The sequence below is a fragment of the Sulfuritalea sp. genome (assembly GCF_017302275.1).
Taxonomy (GTDB): domain Bacteria; phylum Pseudomonadota; class Gammaproteobacteria; order Burkholderiales; family Rhodocyclaceae; genus Sulfuritalea.
In genome coordinates this window covers 135,125-159,341 of sequence record NZ_JAFLDR010000001.1, presented here as the reverse complement: position 1 = coordinate 159,341, position 24,217 = coordinate 135,125, and the positions used below count along the sequence as shown (strand labels likewise).

The 24,217-nt window shown below is 58.0% G+C and carries 18 protein-coding genes and 1 pseudogene; 9 read left to right on the top strand and 10 right to left on the bottom strand.

Annotated elements, in window-relative coordinates; translation table 11 throughout:
* The first annotated feature begins 70 nt into the window (after positions 1–70).
* From J0M27_RS00540 to J0M27_RS00520, 5 genes and pseudogenes are all read left to right on the top strand, one after another.
* The gene (locus tag J0M27_RS00540; protein ID WP_294986408.1) at positions 71–1,306 is read left to right on the top strand and encodes a tyrosine-type recombinase/integrase; all 1,236 of its coding nucleotides are present in this window, start codon (positions 71–73) and stop codon (positions 1,304–1,306) included.
* Positions 1,306–2,253, top strand: a complete 948-nt coding sequence (locus J0M27_RS00535; RefSeq protein ID WP_294986406.1) for a tyrosine-type recombinase/integrase — start codon at positions 1,306–1,308, stop codon at positions 2,251–2,253. Before J0M27_RS00540 ends, J0M27_RS00535 begins: the two co-directional genes overlap by 1 nt.
* A complete protein-coding gene (locus J0M27_RS00530) occupies positions 2,250–3,245 on the top strand; it encodes a tyrosine-type recombinase/integrase (RefSeq protein WP_294986404.1) in 996 nt (331 codons plus the stop codon). The genes J0M27_RS00535 and J0M27_RS00530 overlap by 4 nt, the downstream gene beginning before the upstream one ends.
* 95 nt (positions 3,246–3,340) lie before the next feature.
* Positions 3,341–3,568: pseudogene (locus J0M27_RS00525) on the top strand (transposase domain-containing protein); the annotation flags it as partial.
* Entirely contained in the window at positions 3,565–4,089 is a 525-nt protein-coding gene (locus tag J0M27_RS00520) for a hypothetical protein (protein WP_294986403.1), read from the top strand. The pseudogene J0M27_RS00525 and the gene J0M27_RS00520, both read left to right, overlap by 4 nt.
* Positions 4,090–4,204: 115 nt before the next feature.
* On the opposite strand, the gene J0M27_RS00515 is transcribed toward J0M27_RS00520, so the two are convergent.
* The 10 genes from J0M27_RS00515 to J0M27_RS00470 form a co-directional block, all read right to left on the bottom strand.
* Positions 4,205–4,621 carry a hypothetical protein gene (locus J0M27_RS00515; protein ID WP_294986401.1) on the bottom strand — a complete coding sequence of 139 codons (417 nt, stop codon included), beginning with the start codon at positions 4,619–4,621 and terminating at the stop codon, positions 4,205–4,207.
* A 4-nt stretch (positions 4,622–4,625) separates the two neighbouring features.
* Complete coding sequence (locus J0M27_RS00510; protein ID WP_294986399.1) at positions 4,626–5,552, bottom strand: zinc dependent phospholipase C family protein; 927 nt, start codon at positions 5,550–5,552, stop codon at positions 4,626–4,628.
* 324 nt (positions 5,553–5,876) lie between these two features.
* Positions 5,877–7,043, bottom strand: a complete 1,167-nt coding sequence (locus J0M27_RS00505) for a Wadjet anti-phage system protein JetD domain-containing protein (protein ID WP_294986398.1) — start codon at positions 7,041–7,043, stop codon at positions 5,877–5,879.
* A complete protein-coding gene (locus J0M27_RS00500; protein WP_294986396.1) occupies positions 7,040–10,459 on the bottom strand; it encodes an SbcC/MukB-like Walker B domain-containing protein in 3,420 nt (1,139 codons plus the stop codon). The genes J0M27_RS00505 and J0M27_RS00500 overlap by 4 nt, the downstream gene beginning before the upstream one ends.
* Positions 10,456–11,103: a DUF4194 domain-containing protein gene (locus J0M27_RS00495; RefSeq protein ID WP_294986394.1), complete on the bottom strand. Its 648-nt coding sequence runs from the start codon at positions 11,101–11,103 to the stop codon at positions 10,456–10,458. The genes J0M27_RS00500 and J0M27_RS00495 overlap by 4 nt, the downstream gene beginning before the upstream one ends.
* The gene (locus tag J0M27_RS00490) at positions 11,100–12,587 is read right to left on the bottom strand and encodes a Wadjet anti-phage system protein JetA family protein (protein ID WP_294986392.1); all 1,488 of its coding nucleotides are present in this window, start codon (positions 12,585–12,587) and stop codon (positions 11,100–11,102) included. The genes J0M27_RS00495 and J0M27_RS00490 overlap by 4 nt, the downstream gene beginning before the upstream one ends.
* The gene (locus tag J0M27_RS00485) at positions 12,566–13,387 is read right to left on the bottom strand and encodes a WYL domain-containing protein (RefSeq protein WP_294986390.1); all 822 of its coding nucleotides are present in this window, start codon (positions 13,385–13,387) and stop codon (positions 12,566–12,568) included. Before J0M27_RS00485 ends, J0M27_RS00490 begins: the two co-directional genes overlap by 22 nt.
* A 174-nt stretch (positions 13,388–13,561) precedes the next feature.
* Positions 13,562–15,805: a DEAD/DEAH box helicase gene (locus J0M27_RS00480; protein ID WP_294986388.1), complete on the bottom strand. Its 2,244-nt coding sequence runs from the start codon at positions 15,803–15,805 to the stop codon at positions 13,562–13,564.
* Complete coding sequence (locus J0M27_RS00475; protein ID WP_294986386.1) at positions 15,780–17,075, bottom strand: ATP-binding protein; 1,296 nt, start codon at positions 17,073–17,075, stop codon at positions 15,780–15,782. Before J0M27_RS00475 ends, J0M27_RS00480 begins: the two co-directional genes overlap by 26 nt.
* Entirely contained in the window at positions 17,072–19,414 is a 2,343-nt protein-coding gene (locus J0M27_RS00470; RefSeq protein WP_294986384.1) for a TerB N-terminal domain-containing protein, read from the bottom strand. The genes J0M27_RS00475 and J0M27_RS00470 overlap by 4 nt, the downstream gene beginning before the upstream one ends.
* Before the next feature lie 667 nt (positions 19,415–20,081).
* Here J0M27_RS00470 and trfA point away from each other — a divergent pair.
* The 4 genes from trfA to traD all read left to right on the top strand — a co-directional run bounded on the left by trfA (position 20,082) and on the right by traD (position 24,189).
* The gene (trfA, locus tag J0M27_RS00460) at positions 20,082–20,972 is read left to right on the top strand and encodes a plasmid replication initiator TrfA (protein WP_294986380.1); all 891 of its coding nucleotides are present in this window, start codon (positions 20,082–20,084) and stop codon (positions 20,970–20,972) included.
* A 259-nt stretch (positions 20,973–21,231) separates the two neighbouring features.
* A complete protein-coding gene (locus tag J0M27_RS00455; RefSeq protein WP_294986378.1) occupies positions 21,232–21,783 on the top strand; it encodes a hypothetical protein in 552 nt (183 codons plus the stop codon).
* Positions 21,784–21,933: 150 nt separating this feature from the next.
* Entirely contained in the window at positions 21,934–22,338 is a 405-nt protein-coding gene (locus J0M27_RS00450) for a hypothetical protein (RefSeq protein ID WP_294986377.1), read from the top strand.
* 48 nt (positions 22,339–22,386) lie between these two features.
* On the top strand, positions 22,387–24,189 hold the full coding sequence (traD, locus tag J0M27_RS00445) for a conjugative transfer system coupling protein TraD (RefSeq protein ID WP_294986375.1): 1,803 nt from the start codon (positions 22,387–22,389) through the stop codon (positions 24,187–24,189).
* The last annotated feature ends 28 nt before the right edge of the window (positions 24,190–24,217 follow it).

Sequence of the window (24,217 nt, the reverse complement as noted above, 5' to 3'; positions counted from 1 at the left end):
TGACTTAGGGCTCGGCATAATTCATATGATTTCTTCGGGCTGGCGCTCATGCCGGCTAAGGAGAAATCTAATGACCACGAACGACACAGTCGAAGATGGCGCGTCCCCCGGGCTGCGCAAACATCATATTGACGCATTTCTTGCGCATCTGCGCCACGCCGGCTACTCCGAAGTAACTCTGGGTAAAAAGCGACGGGTACTGAACGCCTTTTCGCGATGGATGCGGAGTAAGTCGATCGTTCTGGAACATTTGGATGAATCCGATCTCGCCGAGTTCGCCAAGAACCCGCAGGGTGCGCGAGTGTCTTACGTTCAATTCAAACTTTCTGTACTGCGGCTCCACCTTGCCTATCTGCGTGTCGAGACTCTGGTGCGAGCGCCGGCGCCGAATGCCGAGCCAGAAGTTGATTGCATCCATCGCCAATACGTGGAGTACCTGCGTCAGGATCGAGGCCTGGCGGAGAATTCAGTGCATGTCTACGCGCCCTTCATCCGTGATTTTCTCGCGAGCCAGAACGATGAGAACGGCCGTATATCGTGTCGCGCATTCGACGCCGCGACGCTCCGTAACTATCTCCTGATTCGCAGCAAGGGTCGATCAGGCGAGTATGTGCGGCTTCTGTCCGTATCGCTCCGTTCGTTTTGCCGCTTCCTCTTTCTTCATGGGGATACGGTTCGCGATCACTCGCATTTCGTGCCGACAGTTAAAAGGTGGCGCCAATCGTCCGTGCCGGCATTCCTCTCGCCTGAGCAGGAAGAATCTATTCTCGCGGCCACGGATCGATCGACGGCGACTGGGCGCCGTGACTACGCGATTCTGCTGTTGCTGGCGCGGCTTGGCCTGCGCGCTGGAGAGATCGTCGCTCTCGAACTCGGCGATATCCGCTGGCGTTCAGGGGAACTCGTAATCCACGGTAAGGGGCAAATGGTCGAGCACGTGCCACTGCTGTCCGACATTGGCGAGGCACTTGCCCGGTATCTTCATGAGGACCGCGGCGCCAGTGCATCTCGCCGTGTTTTCTTGCGAATGTGGGCACCGCACGTTGGCTTGACAGGACCCGCGGCCATTGGCCACATCGTCCGCCTAGCCTTTGTGCGTGCTGGGTTTCGTCGATCATGCCGCGGCGCCGCGCACCTGTTCCGTCACGGACTGGCGACGACGATGATTCGCCACGGCGCATCCATGGCGGAGATCGCCGAAGTTTTGCGGCATCGCTCGCAAGACAGTACCGCAATCTACGCGAAGGTCTCGTTTGAATCCCTGCGTGGCGTCGCGCGGGCCTGGCCAACGACGGGAGGTGCATGATGAGCGCGATTCGTGATGCCCTGGTTCAGTATGTGGCGGTTCGCCGCGCCCTTGGAATGAAGTTTTATGAACCGGCACTGGCGCTTGATCACTTTGTCGACTTCCTCGAACACGAGGGAGCCGAGTTCATCACCACCGATCTCGCCCTGCGCTGGGCGATGGCACCGAAGTTCGCCCAACGGGCGACATGGGGGCGGCGGTTTAGCCAGGTACGGGGATTCGCCGCGTGGCTCAGTGCTATTGATGTCAGGACCGAGATTCCGCCGAAACACCTGCTGGATGCGCGGCGGCGACGCAATACCCCGCACATCTATACCGAGCAGGAGATCGGCCTGCTCATGGCCGAGGCCCGCCGCCTGCATTCGCGCACTGGGCTGCGGGCTTTGACCTATTCAACGCTCATCGGGCTTCTGGTCTCGACCGGCCTGAGGCCCGGAGAGGCTTTCGCACTTGACCGGTCCGACGTCGATCTTGTAAGCGGGATTCTTTCAATCCGAGAAACGAAGTTCGGGAAGTCGCGCTTCGTTCCGATTGAAGAGTCGACTCGTAGGGCGCTTGAGCGCTATGCAAATCGTCGCGACGAACTCTGTTCGTTTCGGCTGACCGAGGCGTTCCTCATTGGCGAGCACGGCAAGAGATTGTTGGGTTGTTCCGCCCGCCACGTGTTTGCCAATATATCCCGTTCGATCGGCCTGCGGGAGGCAACTGAGCACCGCCGCAATGGCCATGGACCGCGTCTGCAGGATTTTAGACACAGCTTTGCGACTGGGCGACTTGTCGAATGGTATCGTGCCGGACTGGACGTCGCGCGCGAACTGCCAAAGCTGGCCACGTATCTCGGCCATGTTGATGTCGCGCTCACCTATTGGTATATCGAGGCTGTTCCCGAGCTTCTCCAGCTTGCGGCCAACTATCTTGGTGAGAAGCCGGCGGGAGAAAGACCATGAACTCCGCTGGCCTCGCGTCACTGCTACAGCGCTTCTTTACGCAGCGCCTGCTGGAGCAGCAAGGCGTCAGCTCGGATACGGTGGCGAGCTACCGCGACACCTTTCGATTGCTGCTGAGATTCGCTACGCAACATCTTGGTCGGGCCCCTTCCAAATTGTTGCTGGACGAGCTCGATGGGATTTTCATCGAGAAATTTCTTCGACATCTTGAACGGGACAGGGGCAACTCCGTGCGGACACGGAACACCCGTCTCGCAGCAATCCACGCGTTCTTTCGATTCGTCGCAATTAGTGAGCCCGCGCTCGGTCTTCAGTGCCAGCGCATTCTTGCGATCCCAACCAAACGCTGCGAGCATGGTCCGGTCGAGTTTCTCACGGAGGACGAGGTCGCGGCCCTCGTGGCGGCCCCTGATCCGGGAACATGGATTGGGAGCCGAGATCGCACGCTGCTTCTTGTCGCCACTCAAACCGGACTTCGCAATCACGAGCTCACCTCACTCAAGCGCCAGGACGTTGCGCTCGGTACCGGAGCGCACGTCCGCTGCTTCGGCAAAGGGCGAAAGATGCGATGCACGCCACTCCGTCCGGACGTTGTGGCGATCCTGAAGCAGTGGCTGTCACGACAGCCTGGTGAACCCAGCGCCCCCGTATTCCCGAGTTCGCGCGGCGGGCATCTTAGCGCCGACGCACTTCAACTGCTCGTAGCGCGTCACACCGCAACCGCCTGTACTACTTGTCCATCACTCAGGGCGAAAAACGTTACGCCGCATACGCTGAGGCACGCGGCCGCCATGGATTTGCTGCGACGTGGAGTGGACCTGACCGTGATCGCACTCTGGCTCGGTCACGAGTCGTCCGAAACAACCCAAATCTACTTGCATGCCGACATGCGACTGAAGGAACGCGCTCTCGCACATGCCAATGAAAGCGGCCTCGTGCCAACCCGTTATAAGCCGCCGGACCCCTTGCTCGCCTTTCTTGAACGCCTTTGATTATGCCGACAATTTGGATGGCCAGAAGCACGGACCCGCCCGAAAGGAGGACAGCATGCAACCATGAATCGGCATAATCCGGGAGTCGGCATTACCCGGTCGAGAACGCCATCCGGCCGATTTGCCTGGGCAAGAAGAACTGGCTCTTCACGGGTTCCGAACGGGCCGGCAAGCGTGCCGCAGCGATCCAGAGCTTGCTGGCGACCGCTGCCCTCAACGGACTCGATCCAGCGGCTTGGCTGCGCACTACCTTGGAGAAACTGCCGACCTGCCTCAACAGCCAGATTGATGACCTTCTGCCGCTCCCAAGCGGGGCCGCATGAATTTCTCGGCGCTGTTGGAGGCGTTGAATCAGGCGTCGGCCTTCGAGCTGTACCGGCTGAGGGTAGCGATTGATCGTGTCCTGACGGATCCCAAATGGACGGTAGCCATTCGCGCGCAGCTGCATATCGGTCAGGAGGTCGAGTATTTCGATCCCCGCGCCAATCGCTTGTGTCCCGGACAGATTCTGGAGTTCCGCACCAAGGAAGTCCTGGTGCGCCAGACCGATACAAATCAGCTATGGTGGCTCGCCTATCCTGCCATCAACGTCAATCGAATCGATGTCAGCATGCGCGAAACATCGCAGCAGGGCTTGAGTCGCAATGAAGTGGCGATCGGCGATACCGTCGGATTCCTGGACCAAGAGCACCATCAACACAGCGGCAAGGTCATACGACTCAACGACAAGACCGTCACCCTCCACTGCGACGGACAAAAGTGGCGTGTTGCCTACGCCCTTCTCCACAGGGTCCTGAATCAGGACTCCTCAACAACCGTTACCGGCGCGGTCACCAAAACCTGACCTCAGCAAGGTGGTTCGGCCGAGCGCTTACCGTGCTGCGGCGTTTCTCCATGGAGCAACGCGCTGGCACAATGCGCATTTCGATACACTGACTGCCTGCTTCAGGGGTGTCGAGTTACGGACATATTCCGGCGACGTCTATCGAAAACTCACATGGCAATTCCGGCTCGCGCCAATGATGCTTGTCCAATTCGGCCGTGCATCCGGCGTCCTCAAGAAGCCGGATCGTGCCATCGGCGCTACAGACCAGCACGACACCTCGGCGATCCCGCCATAACGCACGAAGCGTGAAGCCGGCGAAGGGCTCCAACAAGGAGGGATCATGCCGGGTCGAGAACTCCAGGAAATCACGTTCCGAAAAGTCTGGAGATGGGTCTTTGTAGCGAGCAGCCGATTCTGCCGCCGCGGCGACCTTGGTCAACGCGGATGCCTTGACCAACATCTCCTCCTCGGTCACTGCTTGAGCGGTGGCCAACGACGAGCAGGCGGTCAGGCAGGTCAGGCAGATCAGCGCGAACAAATGTGCTCTCATGGAGTCAGCTCCAAAGTACGACGCGGCCGGTCGGATCCTTGCCGGTATCGAGATTCCACTGGGCAAAGGTGGTTTGGTATAACGCATCGTCCTCGAAGACCCCCTTGGCAACCAAATGCCATCCTTCAATAACGTGTCGAATCGCCTTGTCGAACACTTGGTCATAGCTCAAGCGGCCTCCAGGGACGGCCAGATCGTTGATGTAAGCATCCCGATTGATCTCATTCACTGTGGGGTAGGTCAGTCCTTGGTCGATGGCAACATGTCGCGCCAAGGGGAACAAACGGTTGCCCTCTTCGGCGAGATCGACCGTGTTGCCGAACCCGGCGTGCCATAAGCTGATTTTCGCTTCTCCTGCGGTAAAGGCGTCCGGATGGCATGCGGTGAGCATGTCTTGCCAGACTGCGACAATGATCGGGTCCAGGTCGTTGCTGCCCGGCAACGTGCATTTGCGTATTCCAGAGTCCAGATGCTCCGACAACCCGATATCCCCAAGCTTCAGCCGTTGGAAAATATAGGCGTCCTGATTCATCTCGCAGATTCGATGGGCTTTCTTGTTTTCGGCATACGGGCCGACTTTCAGTTCGACCACGGGATGGATGGTGACATCCGTGATCACGTGCGCAGTGTAGCCAAGCAGCCAAGCAAATGCCCTTCGTTTCTCCTCGCCCGCGAGCTTTCGAACGGCAGCAATCCCGACCTTGATCATGTCTCCCGTGCGCTCGTAATGCATAAGATCCGCCCAGCGTGCCTGATTTGTCAGTGGCGGAGCGAGATAGGGATAGTCGGGGCTTACCGCGCCCAGTTCGCAATACTTGAACCAATCCATCAATACCGAAATGGCGCTTCCCGCCATGCCCGGACCTGCTTCGAGACGATGGGGCTCCTTGGCGAGATTGACAAGGGTGATATGAGCGTAGGCACCGGGCATGATTCGTTGCTCCAGAATGCGACCTGTTAAGTGTAATCCACAGGTGGCTCACCAGATGAGCCATCAGAAAGATACTTCGCTTGCGCCATTCGGACCCGATAGGCGTCATTCGCATCCATTATTTCAGCGCTTCCGCCAGATACTGGTCGGCTATTTGAAACCAAGACCGACTTGTGCAGACGTGCTTCAATCGCCGTCGTTATGTATCTCGATCTCACGGCATCGCTAGCCTGCAGGCAATCAGATTTTGGCGGCAGCGAGTCTTACTTGTTATCGAAACATCGCATCCGTGCGTTTCGATGGGTCGAGTTTTGGAACAAGCGCTCACGAAAGCGATTCCTGCTCCACCGTGAATCCGGCTTCCTGTATTCGATCCCCCAGTTCCTGCCATCCAGCTCGGCTGGCAAACGTCCGCATGCGTGCCAGCACCGCCGGTGAGGCAGTGCGCCGTACATCTATGGGGATGTCCTCGGGTGCCATACGGAACGGCAAGAGGGTACGTTGCTCCAACCGGGCATCGCTGGCGATTACCGACGCAATTCTGAATCCGCCTTCGTCCACGTCACCCCAGTGGAAAAGGAGTGCGGTTGCGGGCGTACTCGTCAATATCCGCCGGTACATGGCGCGCCAGGCCGGGGAGGGCATCCCGGCTGTGTAGATCAGCAGCGTATCGGCGTCCTGCCCCCGACGAGCCTCGGAATGGAATGTGGTTAGATTTTCGATGGTCAGGATCCGGGATGGCATATGCCCGCTCACACCTAACACGGCATGAGAAGCGAAGCCACCATAGGGCTGGTCGATTAAGGCGGACAGTCGTGAACGAGCAAGCTCAATCCTTCCGGCTAACAGGACCGGCTGTTCCTCCCGGAAGAGCCCCAGCTCCTTCCAGACCTCAGCTGGCAACCGTGCTTCCATCTCGATGCTGCCGGTCAAGATCGTATCCAACGGTCCGGTGAGTTTCTCCAGGCGCTTGCTGTCGTTGAACAGGCGGGCACTAGCCTCTCGAATGGGTGTGTCTTCTCCTGTGAAGCGCTCCGTCAGAGCGCCTACGGCCCGAATTGCATCGAGCCACTCGTCGACCTGGGTGGCATCCGTCATCCGAACCTTCTTCAATGTTCCCCAGCGCGCGATCACGTCATTCAATACCGGGAAGCGTGGCAGGAACGGTACCAGATGTTCCCGGGCCTGGGCCACGATATGGGCGGACCGTTCGATGCCCAGGTAATTGGCAAGGCGGTCGGCATCCACCAAGGTAATGCGGCGGATGAAGCCATTTTCTCCTGGTCGATCCCATTCCAGAGCAATAGCCCCGGCATCGCGCGCCATTCGGAATTCGTGCTCGATACCTTCCTTGATCTGCAGCGAGGATAGGTTACGGTAGTCATTCAGCCGAAATTCCGTCAGAACGGCATCCTTCTTCCGGACGCCGGCCGACTTTTTGTCAGCAGCCCTGAAAAGTTCTTCGAGGAATGCTCGTGCCGAAACCGTCATTGTTGCAACACTGGCGTAGCGCGAATCCGAGCCGTTTCAGTCGCCAGAAGCTCGGGATGGAACTCGATCAGGTCCTCGCGATGCATTTCATTGATGTCGGTCGCCACGTTGTGCCCTTCTAAGGCCACAGCATTGAGCACAGGGTCCTTGAGAATGTCGTAATAGCGATCGATGAACGCCATCAGGATGCCCTCATTTTCGCCCGGACTACCCATGAACACCTGAAAGCCTAGATCGATCAGATACTGCATCGTGCTGACGATGTTGTTCATATCCATCTTGTTGAAGGCTTCGTCGAGCATGATGAACCGCATGCCGTCTTGGTTGCCGGCATCCATCCGGTAGGCGGAGGCCAGGGCGGCTCCTGCAATGACATAGAGCGGTGACCGGTGCTCGCCCCCAGACCCCGGACCGAGGCGCTTGGAGAGCTGGCCGATGCTCTGCAATTGTTTGGTCAGCTTGTCTTCGCGAAGAATTTCGATATCGAACTCAAAGAACTCTCGGTAATCGTCCAGTGGGCTACTGACTCCACCGGCACCCAAGGCCACCTTGTCATCCAGGAGTTCTCGAAACTGTTCGGGTAGTTGGCCGGGTCTTCCGAAAAGATCGCCGGACGGCCCATGGGTGGCTACATCTTTGACAAAATCGAGAAGGGGCTTCAGATGAGGACGGATGATTTTTCTGAACTGGTACCGCTCGCTGTTGGTGAATAGAGGGCAGGACTTGAGAGCCGCATTCAGACGATGAAGCGTGCTGTCGAGCAGATCGAGTCGCTCGCTCAAGGCAGTGGCTACGTCGTTGCTGAAGGTCTCCTGAGAAGCACGATAGGCGTCGTCCATTTGCTCCCTGTACTCGTGCAGTTCAGTGTCTCGCAATCGGATGTTCATGTCCGTAATCCATACCCACGAGGCCTTCCAGTCTTCGTCACCAGGAGGCAGTTCCGCATGTGTGATGGAGTAGGTCGTCAATAACCGTGTCGCGGCCTGGATGGCTAGATCTCGAAGGCGTATGGCATTGCGCATCTTGTCCTCGCAATGGCTCTTGCGCGCCAGGTAATCGATCTTTAGCCGGATCATTCCCTCCCATTGTGCTTGAGCATACTCGGTGTCATACAGTGGGTTGGCCTTGGCCTCAAATAGCTGAGTCTTGATTTCGTTCCATTTCTGGTTGGCCACTTCCTCCTTTTTTTGGCATTCCAATAGGTGATTTTCTGCGGCCCCCACGTTCAGGCGCAGTTCATTGCAGAGAGCCTGAAGCACGAGGGCTTCATTGCTGCACTTTTCCTGCTGTTTTCCCAATGACAAGTATTCCTTCGCGGCGTCGCCGTGGATGCGCTCGGATAGGTGTTCCGCTTCGTGCGACAAAATGCTCATCTCATCGAATACCCGGAGCAGGAATGGGAGGGAGTCGGTCCGACGCCCGACCCGCATCAAGCCTTCCAAGATCCCGTCGACCAACTGCTTGTGTTTGTTCAATTCGATCAGGCGGGTGCTTAGCGTCTCCAGCTCCTTGAGAATCTGTGGTCGCCGGCTGCCGGTGTCGATGCCCAGGCGGAGTTCATGTTCACGCCGCAACGGGATTCGTTCGAAATCATCTCCCTTCACAATCATTCCGTCTCTTGTGAGGGTGTGTCGTCCGCTGGCCGCTTCCTTATCGGTTTCGGCGCGCTTCATGTTGCCGAAAATAGATTGCAGGTATTCGACGGCGCGGTCATGCGTGCCCTCGATTAGCTCTGCAATCGAACCATCGGGAGGCGAGATATTCAACTTGCCAGTGCTTTCGGCGGCCACCTTGACGCCGTAGATTGCCCGACGACCAGACAAGGCACGGTAGATCGAAAAGGCGTCCTGTTTTTGACTGGGCGGAACCAGCAGGGTCTGCAGGCGCTTGCCCAGATAGGATTCGATGACGGGCTGCCACTCGGATTGAGTGATCTTCACGACGTCACATACCGGTGTCGGATTGAGTCCGTGATCGGTGAATTCCGTCATCAATCGCTGAACATCGTCATCAAGGGGTGGCTTACCCGCGCCGACTCGTTGCAATGCGGTGTCGGCATCCTTGATCAAACCTTCTGTCGTTTCGATATCCGATTGCAGGTTGCTGGAGACCAGCTTGATCTCATCGATGACCTCCCCCACAACATCCAGGGGTGGTTCTAAGGCCCGTCCGAGGTCGCCCCTCGACACCTTCTGAACATCCAGTGTGTCGAGCGCGGTCATGCCTTCCCGGATCCGGCTGGCCATTTTCTTGAGTTCCGGAACTTTGGTGGCCTGGTCCAGCAGACGTCGGGTATAGGCCAGACTGGCGCGCAGATCCCCTGACTTCTTTCCAGCCGCTGCTTTCTTTTCATTCATGGCGGACTGCAGGGCACCATGCTCGGCGTGTTGCGGATGCTGCTCCCGAAGATTCTGGAAGGAGGTCGCCCGGGTCTCGGCGGACTCCAGTTCGGTTTCCTTCCCTGCAAGAGCGTTCCTCGAAGATTTCAACGCATTTTCGGCCTGAGTGACTGCACTACCGGCATCCGTTACTTCATCGCTAGCGATTTCATGATCGACTTCAACGCCTAGCCCCTGCCAGGTCATCGCATGCCGGCCGGCAGTGTCGGCCTTGAGGTATTCGGCATGGATGGCTTCGCCTTCGGCCAACTTCTTTTCGACCCTGGTCACCAGGTCCGCCAGATGCCGGAAGGACTCGACAACTTCCTTGAACTTGTTCACGTTAGTCGGATTGGCTTCGAGGACTTCCGTGCGAACAATTTCGTCGATGGTCTTGTCGAAACGCATGCGCAAGCCAAAGCGAAAGGCTCCCTTGAAAGCACTGGCATCCGGCGCATGACCCGATGATCCTCGCAGCGCCAGCATCGCTGCCTGGATAAAACGCTCGGAGTCCTGATAAAGGTATTCATCGCCCGTTATCCTGGACTTCTCTGCAAGCTGCCGGCGAAATGTCGGCCAGGCTAGCGGATGCTCTTCGTTCTCTATGACCTCGATATGCTCACTGAGAGAGAGCTCGACGTCGCGCAAAAGATAACGTCCTTCGACCTCATGCCCGGGACGGTCGCTGGTCGCTCGAATACACACTCCCGTTGTAGTCGGTCGGCCAGTCTCGGTGTCGCGCCAGACCAGGGTGACGTAGGTGAGGGCGTTGTCCCGAGCTCTCTGCTCTGGTCCCTGTCCAAACTGTCCCAGGCAATAGTCTCGAATGGTTCGGGTGGTCTTCTTGCTGTCGTCAGCTTGAGCATTGAACACGCACAACCGGCTGTTGCCGCCAAATAATGCGATCTGGATGGCATCGATGAGCGCACTCTTACCGCTGCCATTGGGTCCAAATACTGCGCTGATTCGGCCCAAGCGGATGCTTTCTTTCTCGAACAGGAAGAATTGAACAAGGTGAATCCGTTCCAGCTGAATCATTCGGCGTCCTCCACGATCTCCGTCCCGGCGACCTTGTCGGGAGTGCCTTCCTGTTTCCATTCAATCAACCGTCGTAGGGCAGTTTCCCCCAGCACATCCACAATGGCCGGACGTATAGCGATGAAGTACGCATCCGATCCGGAGTCGACAATGTCATCCGCAATGATTTCATCCGCCTTGCGTGCGATTCCCCAGCGCTTCATCTGCTTTATAGCGGCATCGAGGTCGCCCTTGCCCGGCAGCTCGCGCTGTGTTTCGTGCTTGTAGCGCTCCTCAAATTCAACGGCGTCAAGGATCACCTCACCGTCGTCGGTCAGGCGGCCGGCCGGAACCCCCTCATCGTAAATCTTGCGCAATACCAGGGCCATCAGCGTATGAGATTGCGATGCAGGGGTGACCTTGGTGTGGGCAGGAATTGCGCACGCGTATCGAAGAACACGATTGACTGTTACCCGGACACCAAGTACGGACAAAGCTTCGGAAAAGTGCTTTTCGAATTGCTCGATCAATGCATAGAGGACTTTTGGGCGATCCCCCTGATAGATGACCTGATCTGTTACCAACCGATAGGCCGCTGCCTCGAACTGCGAGGCATCGAATTCCCCGTTGGTATGTGCCGCCAGCGCTTCCCAGTTGTAACTCATCGAGTGTTCTCCTTGGGTTCGCGACCGGCCCGCCGTTCAATCTCGAATGGAATCCCGGAAATGAGGCTTTCGGTCACCTCTTCATTCCCGTGTCGCTTCAGAACGATCCCGGTGCGCTTCAATAGCTCGGCCAAGGGATCCCTTCCTCGCATGGTCACAGCCATGACAGCGACCTGAAGGGCCTGGTACGCCCGTACCTCGGTAATGGTGTTGAGCGGAATTTGATGGCTGGCCAGTTGCGGATATGCCGCTACCAAGTCATTGATGTAGGCCAGCGCCTTTCGTGGCGTCATGGTCCGGGCATCCCTTGCCCGGCGGGACAAGTTGGAACGCGCGATCTCTTCATCAGAGGGTATCTTTCGGCGGATGGCCGCCGGTGGCTTTCGATCGATGAAATGCTTCGGCTCCGCAATCCTGTCCTCGGACATCAATTCCCCGGCGCTGAAAGGACTGCCGACATTGGGTTTGGCCAGGACGTTGGCGATGGCACCGTCGATCAGGCGATCGAAGGAACGCGCGGTACGCATCCGGTAGTTCAGGGCCGCCAAGGCCCGACGGTTAGCAGTGCGTACCTCGGTATCGAGCCGGTCCAGATACTCATCGATCTTCGCGAGATCGCGAAGCCGCTGGATATCCCGCTCGAACAGGCGAAGCGCCCTCTCGTCCGTCACGGCACCGGATTTGGCGCGATAGGAATCGAGAAGTTTGTTTCGATATGGCTCAGTGGCATGAATGCGCGTGACCATATCGAGAATTGCCCCACGACGAGCCAGCGGGTGATTCTTGGTCCGCAGCTCTCGATAATCGCCAATGAAGACCTGCTCGATATAGTCGTTGAAGAAACGCTGGACGTAGTCTTTTGTTGATGTCTCGGGACCGAGTGAAGCCATCAGGTCGCGTACGTTCGTGCCGGTGTTCCGAATATGCTCAAGCAATCCTCTGGACTGCGCTGCGGCTTCCATCAGGGTAGGTGCGTCGGCGGCGCTCTCAATGATCAGCTGCAGGTTAGCGTAAATGGACAGGATTTTCCCGGCAACGAAGACGGGTGGCTTTTCGGCAAACTGGACCAGTAGATCCAGAAACTGGCTCACTATCGGGCGCATCAGGACACGCCGTTCGTAGCCTCGTTTTTCCAGATAGATCCACTCCGTGCTGACGAGTTTGTTGAAGACGCCGACCGCACGGATACCCAAGGGGGTATCCGGACTGTTGCCCTCGTCATCCTCCCAAGTGTCCTGATATTGGAGCTCGATCTCGATATCGTGGATGATTTCCCGGGAAAGAAAGCCTGCACTGGGCGGTAGCGGAGCCTCCGGCCCAAATCGCTTTTCGTAGAGAGTAAACAGTAATCCCCAGTACCGATAACGGTTGGGCGAAGCCAGTACGGAGAACAGTCGGTCAGGCAGCCGTTCGAAGAGCAGGTGAGCCGCCGTCTTCACCGGTGGCGCGCGAAGGAATTCGCTTAGCGTTTGCTGGGCATCCATAGCCAGGGTTTCACCTCGGCAAGGTTCGCGACAATGATCTGATACTGTGGGGGCTGCTCGCTGTCCAGCAAGGCGGCTCGCACATCTTGAATGAAATAGGGGACCATTGGGCCGCGGCATATTTCTACCCGGCTGGCCGCATCGGTGAAATACTCGAACCGGATCACAGCCTGCTGGTCACGCGTCAGTCCCGGGTGCGGCAGCAGTCGCACCGGTACCGGCGTATTCCATGCATCGTCGTCCTCCACACCGGGAAGGTCACCACGCTCAAGGAGTTGGATGCGGGAGATGCGCCCCAAAGCGTAGTCCCGGAACGCATGATGTGTTTCGCTGTAGGCGCGAACATGCCACCGACGGCCAGATCGGACCAGGGAATGTGGCGCGATGTCGCGGCTATGGGGTTTCGGGTCCTGCATGGAGCGGTATTCGATTCGCACCGCCTGGCATGTTCGGATTCCTTCCATCAACCGGGAGAACACCAAGGGGGAAGGTGTGGAGAGATCGTGGAAACCTGCCTGTAAGGCAACGTGAGGGACTCCTTCAATTTCCTGATTTCGGAGTCCAACGATCGCCAGGTACTTGGCCATCGATTCCGAAAGATCATGACGAGACTTTGATGTCGACACGAAGAATCCCGGCAGTACCTCGTAGCTTCTTGTTTTCGAATTCCACTTCATGGATTCGGGAAAGCGCTCCCCAAATTCTCGAATCCATTCACTGGCACGGGTAGGGCTGAGTTCGAAAAGTACGATCAGCCGTCCGCGGTTGAGTCGACCCTCCCATAGCAGCAGGAGATGCATTTTCTCAAGACGCCCCTCATTGCTTGATTTAATCATACGGAAAAGCGTATCATACGATTAACCGTATGTCAATTAGTCTTTTATGACGACTTGAATGAGACTGGCTATATGCAAGTTTAGAAACGCCAGAAATGGTGGGATGAGTCGTAATCTCTGAGTTGCCAGACTTGAACGTCAGTAACGACTACCTGCCTCTATATCGGCAGATAGCGAAGCCGCCACTTCCCGGGCACCGCGTAGGTCGAGTAATGACGAAGCAAACGACTTTCGCAACAACTGTTCGGGCAACGCCCAATCCCATTTCTCGCGAATCAGGTTCTTCACTCCGGACAGCAGGGTGTCTGGATCAGTATCATCCTCGTCAGCGATTTCGCCCAACGCATCGAATACCCGATCGGCATCTGGTACGTATACCCGGACGGCGAGACCTTCATTTGTTGCATTGAGTTCGTGCCGACCCAACAGCAGCGCCAGCGCATCGTTTGTCCAGTCCCCCCGCCATGTCAGGAGAAGTACCGACGCCCCTGCGGGGAGCAGAATTCGAGTCGCGAGACTCGCCGTTACATACTGCTGTCGGGCCTGCTCCAGTAAGCGGGCGCCTTCAGCGTCGACAAATGGAACAACAGTACTTTCGGCCAGCACCTGGCGCATCTCCTGCCGTACCCTGTCATGCACCTTGCCGGCCGCCCCATCGAACATGGGCGGTGCGCCCCCCTTGTCCGGGGCCACGACGACCAGCTTCTTTTCCTCGTCGACATCGAGCACACGCCAACGCCGGCCGGCGAAGATGATGCGCTGATCGATTATCAGGGGCCGACTGACTGGCAGCGAACCTAATGCCCTTCCATCGCACATCAGCCGAAATTCTTCTTCCGACAGAAACGCGCTGTAGAACTCATAGTGATTGACCAGTTTTTCCCCCAGGACACCATGTAGCAGCAAGCCGGATGACTCCTGAACGAGAAGTTCTCTTTCGCCGAGGTAACGTAGTAGCGCGACGAAATCATTGCGCGTGAGATTACCGAACGGTCCACCCTGAACCAGGGTTGTCCATAGATCTGCCGCCGTCGCCCCGCCGCGCTCGGCAATCACCGAAAGAATTTGCTGTACAAGAGTTGACGCATGCAGGCCACCGACCCGCGGCGGCTCGAACCAGCCGGCGATGAGGAGGCGAACCATGGCAATGGTCTGCACCAAGCCCTCGCGGAGCAGATCCGATATGTCCGACGTGTCGTTGAGTTCCGACTCTACGGCGTAACAGCGCAGAATCGCTGGCTCGCCTTTCCGTCGTCCGGAGCGCCCCAAGCGTTGCCGAAGGCTTGCCACAGAAGGCGGCGGGCCGATCTGCGCAATGCTCTTCACGGCGCCGATGTCGATGCCCAATTCGAGAGTGGTCGTACAGATCGCTGTCGCCGGCCGTTCACCGCTCTTTAGCGCCGCCTCCGTTTCCTCTCGGATATCCTTTGCCAGACTGCCGTGATGAGGCCAGAACTCATTCGGCACACCTTCCCGCTCACAGCGCCGACGCAATAGGTCCGCAAAAACCTCGACACGGCTTCGACTGTTCGGAAACACCAGGTTGTTGGAACCGCGCAATGCCTTGTAGAGATGCGCGCCAATCGCCAGCGTACTCCCGGTAACCAGGTCCTCCAGTTCCGGATTCTCGATGTCATCTTCCGTCTTGATGCGAGGCGGCTGATCAACGCAGCCCTTGACCAGTACCTTCAACTCCTGACCGCTAGCGCCGGAGATGATCTGCCGAACGCTTTCCGGAGCACCCGGCCTCAGGAAGCCAGCGGCGAGGTTCATATCGCCCAAGGTCGCCGACAGCCCGACGCGGGGCATCTTCCTCCCGGCTGCCCTTTCGACGCGCCCCATCAGCGACTGCAATTGCTTGCCGCGTTCCGTACCAATGAACGCGTGCAGTTCATCGACCACCAGGTATTTCACCGCCGCCATCAGGCCCGGGATTCCGCTGCCCCGTGTGACGAACAGTGCCTCCAGCGATTCCGGAGTGATTAGCAGGATGCCGCGGGGGTTCTTGATGAACTTGTGTTTGCGGCCGGCGGCAATGTCGCCGTGCCAGGGGACGACTGGGATATCAAGCGATTCGCATAGCTGCGAGAGACGTCCCCACTGATCATTTATCAGCGCCTTTAGGGGGCTCACATAGAGAACCGAGCCGATGTCCGGTTCAGATCGCAATAGGTGCGTCAGGATCGGAAAGAACGCCGCCTCGGTTTTTCCGGCGGCCGTTGCAGCGGCGATGATGACGTCTCCGTCCGCTTCGATCAGCGCCGGGATCGCCTTTTCCTGCGCGTCGTGGAGTGCTGTCCAGCCCTCCTGCCAGATCCAGCGCTGGATCCGCTCGTCGAGGAGCGCGAACGATGAACTAGAGCTTGAAACTGGCGAGTTCATCGTCTTCGGCGACTAGTTTTTCCGCATCACCGCCGGCATCTTTCGCCACCTCGATGCCGTCGAGCAACGATGCCCACTCCACCCCCGGGTTCTGCTCCAGCACTGCAAGCAAATTGATGAAGGCCGTGATCGTCGTGCGCGGCGTGCGGAAGTACGCATCGCCGAGGCGGGTTGCACAGTGATTCATGAACGCAGGCAGCGCCGCATCGGGCAGCAGATACTTTTCAGGCTGCCCGGACGAATAGACATGACGCAACTTCTGCAACAAGACATAGAAGTCTTCGTGTGACAGACTCGCAAGCCGCATTACGGGTCCGGAGAAGTCGACGAAGCCGGTCTTCGCAAAGGTGTTTTCGGCCAGCCGGGACTGGAGCGCGGAGTAGCTGTAGAGCCCTCGGCGGGTATCGAACAGGAACTCCGGCGTGCCACCAAGCACGAAGCCAAGTCCATCGGCCGTACCCTGCAACGAATCGTTCAGGATGCGCAGGATCTGCTCATAATTTCCATTTCGGGCTTGGGTGTTCGCCAATTTGTAGAGGTTCACCATTTCGTCGAGGCAGACCATTAGCCCGTTGAACCCCGCGAGCCGGACGAAGCGGGCAAGCAGCTTGATCTGGTCGTAGACCGAGGCATCGTCGACGATGGTTCGCACGCCCAGCGCAGCACGGGCATCGGTGCGGGTACTGAACTCCCCGCGCAGCCATCGAATGGCGTCAGCCTTCAATTGCTCGTTGCCATCATCGAAACCCTTGCAGTAGGCCGCGATGACATCGGCAAAGTCGTAGCCATTGACCATCTCGGTCAGTTGCTCGAGGCGCGAGCGAATCACTTCCTCCGCAGTCCGGCCCGTCGTCTTGGCGTCAGCCTTCGCCTGGGCCACGAATTTCTCGACCACGCCGGCGAGTGCACCACCGTCTGGCTTGGTGCGCGTCGCCATGTTCTTTGTCAGTTCCGCGTAAAGGGAGCGCGCCTGGCCGCCGCTGGCGTGAAGCCTGCGATCGGGGTTGAGGTCAGCGTGGACCGTCACGAGTTTCTTTTCTAGTGCAATGGCCCGGACAAGGTTGAGGAAGAAAGTCTTGCCTGAGCCGTATTCGCCGACCACGACCCGAAAACTCGAGCCCCCATCGCAGATCCGCTCGATGTCTTTGATCAGGGCTTCCAACTCCTTGACGCGACCGACCTGGATAAGGTGCTGACCGGTACGCGGTACGACTCCGGCGCGAAGCGATTGAATGACCGCATCGCGGTCCTTGGTACGAATAGTGCTCATGCCGGCAGTTTCTCCAGGATTTCTTGATTGATTTCTACGGGGTCATCGCCATCGACCAAGGGAGCGTCGAAATTGTCGAGTGCGGCTTCATTGATGTGCTCCAAGGCACCGTCGAGCATCAGTTCCATGTCGGCAGCAACATCGGCAAGTTCTTGCCGGGTCCAGATTGGACGTGAAACCAGCATCCGCAGAAACGCGACATAACTCGGATCCAGCCCCAGTATCCCGGGTTTGGGAGCAGGCTCGTCCTCGTCGACGGGAACAGTCTGCGACTCTGCCGTTTCCTCGGCGAAGACGTTTGCAAGCAAAGCCGTAACCGCTTCGGTCTCCTTTTGGAGTTGGGCAATCCGCTCTGGATCAAGTACGAATCCGGCCGCTGCCGCCACTTTCGGTACCTCGGACACCGCAGTACCTTTGACCGGTACGCTTGCGGAGTGAAGATCAGAGTAGACGAGCTTGGCGTCGACTTGGAGCGTCTTGTAGACCCGTTCGAGAAATTTCACCTCGTCGGGACTTACGGTGCCGTCGGCCTCGGCAAGATGCGCCAGGAACTTCGCGATCGTGCGCTTGGCCTCTGCCGCCAATGGCTCGAGCTTTTTCTTCAGGCCGGCAAGTGTCGTCGGCTGCATGATGCGCAGTCGCAGGTGTGCTTTGAGGCGTTTCCGATGGGCGACGTTCAAGTGCGTCCATGATTCGATATGGCGCGTGAGATGAATGAGTTCCGCACCGCTCGCATCGCCGTCGGCTAGTGCAACCGAGCACGCCAGGTCCAGCGTTACGGCTGCCGCCTGATAGGCCGGTGTGCTACGCGCAGCCCCTTCGGCGGGATCAGCGACGAAGAGCGCCACACTGTCTTCCGCCTTCGGCAGCTTCTGACCAGCAAGTACATCAGGCTCCATGCCCAGATGTAGAAATTCGAGCGCCCGGGCCAAACCAAGAACCTTGTCGCGGGACAAGGTTCCGGCGCTTTTCAAACGACCAGTGAGTTCGCCGAAGCTCATGACCAGCATCCCGTCACGAACCTGGGCCTTGATGTCGTTCAGTTCGGTTCTGAGGGGCACTGGCCAGTACGTGGGCGGAAGAAGTAGCACGCTCTCCAGCGCGTCCTTCTTGTCCGGGTTACGCCCGATGAATCGACTATAGGGGTCAAGCAGATCGGTGCAGGCATTCACCAGTTCCTGGAGCTTCTTGACCGGTGCCGAAAGTGCGGAGACGTCAGGCAAATCACCCAGGCTACGTGTGAGTTCCCGCCCGCGCAGGGATGCCGACGCGGGATGGTAGGCGAGCTTGAGTTTGGTCCGGTTGACGGGTAGTCGGAGTCCATCGCCATGTGCTTCTGCGTATTTCGCCTCGAACAGCGCTTGGAATATTTCCGGACATCGTCCAACAGCCGTGCGGCGGGCGATGTTCGGATCAGCCAGTGCCCAGGCAAGTGCCCATGACACAGGGACAGGCTGTTGATCGACTGCAGCTTGCCCAAGTCCGATGCGCAAGCCCATCGGCAGCTCGTATGAACCACCAGCGGCTGGCGGCGGCTGCTTGTAGATCGCCGGTTCGACGGACTCTGCCTCGACGTAGGCCAGAAACTGCGAAGCATAGTGCCGGAAGGATCCGTTGTCCGAGTAGATGGCGAGCAGACGCCGCACTTCTTGCTTGATCGCCGGGATATCTGTTTTGGCTGTGGCATTCGCGACGGCATCGACAAGAATGCGGCGCTCCAGCCCGTAGAAGAACAGAAACACGTAGCCGATGTTGGCATCAGGTGCCTGACGCCCGCCAGTCTGCCATTGGAGATAGGCGCGACGTGCCTCAGGCGTGCACTCCGAATAACTTGGCCAGTAGTCCGTCAGGCGCAGGCTCGGGTCGATATTTCTCTGGGCGACCTTGAGCGCGGGATTGATCAACGCAGGCTCCGCCTGCCCGTAGCCGCCGCGAAGACCCGAGCCGACATAGAGCATGCCGCCCGGCAGAGATATTCCGGCAACCTCGACGGATTCACCGGGCGGCACCCAGCGGACTTTGCCGCCCGCATCCTGAAAAGGTTGAGGAATTCCGTACTCTTGATCGCCGCTGCCGATGACGATCGTGGTGAAGCGCTCTTCGCGGCCTTTGGATCGCGCCGCATCTGCTGATGGGGGTGATGTCGCTTCGACGGTGACTCGGTAGGAGGCTTGCGGAACATCCGGTTCGGACTTCTTGAGGAAAGCTCGGGCGACGAAAGCAACAACGACGAGCACACCTATCCCGATCCATAACTCCTTGGGTATCGAAGCCAGAAGGCCGATCACGATTGCCACGCCGACCAACAATGCTTCCCCAGACGACTTTTTCTTGGCCATCCGTTCCTCCGCAGCAACAATATTCTTTCGCCACCAGTTTATCCATTTTGCAAGGATGGTTCAGGTATCCTTCAGAACTAGCTTGTCGCCGCGATCCGCCCAACTCGGGCCGGATCTTGATCGATTCCCCGCGTCGCAATCCGAACGTCGCCTGTAGCTGCAGCGACATCCACGTGTACGGGTCGGTGATCTTCGCCAGATCGCCGGCTGTTAGCTCACGGGCCTTGCTAACATTGGTGACGTACTGTTGGTGACCGATGCCATAGTGATCGTTGTCTCTGGCGACGACGTTTTGCTTGCCGATCTTCTCGGCCCACCAGCGAAGCTCTGCTATCCTATTCCTGATCGTGCCGACGGCCAGACCCGCCATCTTCCCGCGCTCGACCAATCCCTCGACGTGTTTCGGCTTTAGCCTCTGGGTAAAATTCAACGCGCACAGCTGGGTAGCTTGAAACGCGCGCCGACAGTGCAGGGAACAGATTACGCTCTTGATGTGGTGTCACGTACTTGCAGAAACAAGTAAATTTGGTACTACGCATCGCCAGGAATGGACCAGAACGGGATTTCGAGTTTGGCCACGACGATGATTCCCGGCGCGAACCGAAAAGCGCCCAACCGGTGCGCTTTTCACTAGCGATTTTGCAGTCCGCCCTGATACAACTGTGGAATGGAAATCCACGATGGCCAAGTGCCCTTTCAGTTCGGCGAAAAGAGCAAGTCGCCCGCGCCCGGATGGATTGCAAAAGCGGCAGATCAAGCAAAGCAGCGTCGCGAGCAGGAGACCATCGCGGCAGGCCTCCCGGAATGGCCGGAAAAGGCCCGTGGCATCCCGAACGGTGCCCTGCGGTCATCACTGTTCGGGGCGATTCGCAAAGGCCCGCGCAAGTTCCTTAAACGCGCACAGCTCCAGTCCGTGAATGGGCTGACTATCGTCTTCAATGGCCCGCGACTGAGTCAATCTGACCTCGACGTCTGGGAACACTGCCTGCATCTGGCCAGGATCAACGGAACCGGCTGCCAGATTCGCTTCACCGGGTATTCCTTTCTGAAGGCCATCGGCCGCAATACGGGCAAGAGTGATCGAGAATGGCTTAAAGGGGTACTGCTCGATCTTGCGTCCTCGGTCGTCGAAATCAGCGATGGTAAGCGAGCTTACTTCGGCCCCCTGATCCACCATGGGGTTCGTGATGAAGTCACCATGGAGTTTGTGATCGAGGTCAATCCTCGTGTAGCGATTCTTTACGGCGCTGATGGCTGGACTCAGATCGAGTGGGCGCAGCGCTGGGCCTTGCGACGGCAACCCCTTGCGCAGTGGCTGCATGGCTTCTATTCAACGCATGCCGAGCCCTATCCGTACAAGGTTGAAACCCTGCGTCGCCTGGCCGGCAGCGAGAACGAGCATCTCTTCAGTTTTCGACAGGAACTGCGGGCTGCGATGTCGAAGATGGCTGAGGTCACCGGCTGGGCATGGCGGATTGCCGAGGCCGACCTGGTGCATGTCGCCAAGCAAGCAGGCCAGAAGCCGGTTGTGGATAACTCGGAAAACGTGAGGGGATAGCACCTATGGGGTAGGGGGACAGCGCCTATGTTTCGCGGTCACGGTGAGGGGATAGCGCCTAGAGGGTAACGGGATAGCGCCTATGCGACTGAGGGGATAGCGCCTAGGGACATCGGGGGATAGCGCCTATGAAGACGATGCCGGAAAAAGCTCTGCAAGCCTTGCCAATAGAGGCATTCAAGGGTTATTCACAAATGCCCCTAATCTTCTTTTAATCCTTTCTTAATCAGTAAACCGTCGCACCCGGATCGGAGAACTCGTGACTGCCAGCGAACTGAAAAAGCTTGTTACCCAAGTGCGGCGCACCGATACCGCGCTTCGGCATCTTGCCGCGCGGCTCGACCTGAATGAGGCCGACAAAGCGTCGTTACTGAAAGCTGCTTCGGTGCTTTTAAGCAGTGGTCGACAGGTTGCAACTCAGGTAACGCAGACCAGGCGCACTGAGGAAGCCAGAGAAAAGGCCATTGCCAAGGCGACCCAGGAAGCGAAGCAACTGATGGCAGGCTGGCCGGTCGTCAGCATCTCGGACAAGGTGGCGCTGTGTGTTGCCAACCTCATGGAAACCCATCTTCGCCAAAACCTGGAGTCAGATTCCGACAACTTGGAGTGGAGCCTCAGCTACTGGGTCGAGCAGGCTTTGGCGGAGATACCGATGAACTCCGCCTGGACGGCCGTAAGGGATGGCAAGCCGGTGAGCGAACTCATGGCGCTGGCAAGCGAGCGGTTGGACAAGATTCGAATTCAACCCGGAACAATTGCGCTGGCCCACCGCTGGCAGGCGCAGATGGAAGCCGCTGTCGTGAGCCAATGATGCGGTCAGAAATCATTTCATGACGGTCGCGCAAATTCACCATTCCGCCGAGGTAAGGCCTCTTGACGATTTTGAAATGGAACACTTTCGTGCGCTTTTCACGCGCGTTCCATGGATCTCGAATGCTAAGTTTGGCGTATCCCGAAACCGATGAGCCACACCCGTAAAAGCATGAAGAGAAAGAAAGGTCTCAAGCCGCTTTGGATCTATGACGGAAGCCCGGACCTGGCGGATCTGACGGTGGCGGCCACCACTCTGACCGAGGGCGGTTATGTCATCGTGATCGAACTTGCCAACGGCTTGACCCGGCTTGCTGCGACACGGCATCCGGCCAAATATGCCACCTCCTGGCACCAATTCGTCAAGCGCTACGGCCTGCCGGAGATCGCCAGGATGATCATCTCGCAACCGCATCTGCGTTACGAGGCCATCAAGCGTGGCATTGCAAAGGCATTGGCCGATCATCGGGACGAGGACCTGGATGCCTATCGCGTCCCTGTGGAGGCCATGGCGGAAAAAGCGGCGGCGGTCATCGAGGCGCTGGCAGGTCAGTAATCGGGCCTGAAGACGCTCCCTGAAATAGTCGATTCATTCAGCCAGCTCATGCGCAACACCTACGATTTTGACTATCCCTGGCGGCCGATCTACGAATGGCGCATGACGGGCGTCTGGCTTGGAGCGGCCAGTCTGATGCTCGTGGTGACGAGAACCCTGCCGGTGCCCTCTCGCATGGGGGTCGCTGCGTCACTATTCTGCGTCGGAATCGGTGGGCTGCGAGCGCTTCAGGCGTGGCGGCGAAGTCAGGACGGCGCGCGAATTCGCCTCACGGACAAGCAGTTCATCGGGATACCGGAAGTGATCGGCATTGCGCACGCCGCTGCCCGGCGGGAGTCCATCTGGCTGGGATGTGGGTTCCACTGGACGGACATTGAAGCCTGTCGCATGCATTCCCTGATTGGTCGTGGCATCGCGGCACAGATGGGGAAGGAACTGCTCCACAAGGATGGCGCGTACTGGCTCCATGGTCTGGCCAGGGAAGGGGGTATCCATGTCGATCTGGATAGCCTGGTCGGGCATACCTTGATCGTGGGCACCACCCGTGTCGGCAAAACCCGCTTGCTCGATCTGCTGATCGCGCAAGCTATTGCCCGCGGTGAGCCGGTCATCATCATTGACCCCAAAGGCGACCACGGCCTTGCCGAGAATGCCCGCAGGGTGTGTGAGGCCCTTGGTCAGGCGGATCGTTTCATTTATTTTCATCCGGCGCATCCAGAGAAGTCTGTCTGCATCGATCCTCTTCGCAACTGGAACCGGAAGACTGAACTGGCCAGCCGTATCGCTGCCCTGATTCCTTCCGAAACCGGGGCAGATCCCTTCACGGCATTCGGCTGGAAGGTTCTCAACGATATCGTGAATGGGCTGATTGCCACGGGGATTCGGCCGAACCTCGTCCAGTTGCGTCGGTATATCGAGGGCGGGCCGGACGATCTTCTGCTCAAGGCGCTGCGGCTCCATTTCAAGCATCACGTCCCGGACTGGGAGTCCCGGATCAGTAGCTTCATCAAGCAATACAGAGGGAACCAGCTGCTCGCCTACATCAGTTTCTACAAGCAAGTCGTCATCCATGACACGCAGTCAGTCGATCTGGATGGCTTGATCTCGACCTACGAGCACAACCGCGAGCACTTTCAGAAGATGGTGGCCTCGCTGATCCCGATCCTCTCCATGCTGACTAGCGACCCGCTCACGGAGCTTCTATCACCCAATCTTGATTCCGGGCACGAGCGGCACGTTACGGACATGGCGCGTGCCATTCGGACCGAAAAGGTGCTCTACGTCGGCCTGGATTCGCTGGCCGATGCGACAGTCGGCAGCGCCATAGGCTCCGTTCTCTTGGCGGATCTCGCCGCCGTGGCAGGCGACCGCTACAACTACGGCATCAACACCCTCAAGCCCGTGAACCTGTTTATTGACGAGGCAGCGGAGGTCATCAATCAGCCGACCATTCAGTTGATGAACAAGGGTGGCGGTGCTTTGTTTCGCGTGACGATCGCCACCCAGACGTTTGCTGACTTTGCCAGTCGCTTGGGCGACGAGAACAAGGCCCGGCAGGTACTTGCCAACACCAACAACAAGATTGCCCTGCGCGTCCTCGATGCCGAAACACAGAAGTACATCGCCGATGGGATACCAAAGATCAAGGCCAGAGTGATGATGATTCGCTATGGCCATAACGTCGATTCCAGAATCCATGATGAATACACCGCGTCCTATCAGGAACAGGCTACCGAGGAGGAAGCGGACCTCATTCCGCCGGCCATCCTGAGTGAGTTACCTCCACTTCATTTCTTTGCTCGATTGTCCGGGGGGCGGACGATCAAGGGACGTATCCCGATCTTGAGGTGATACGTGAGACCGGTTAGAAAACAGGGAG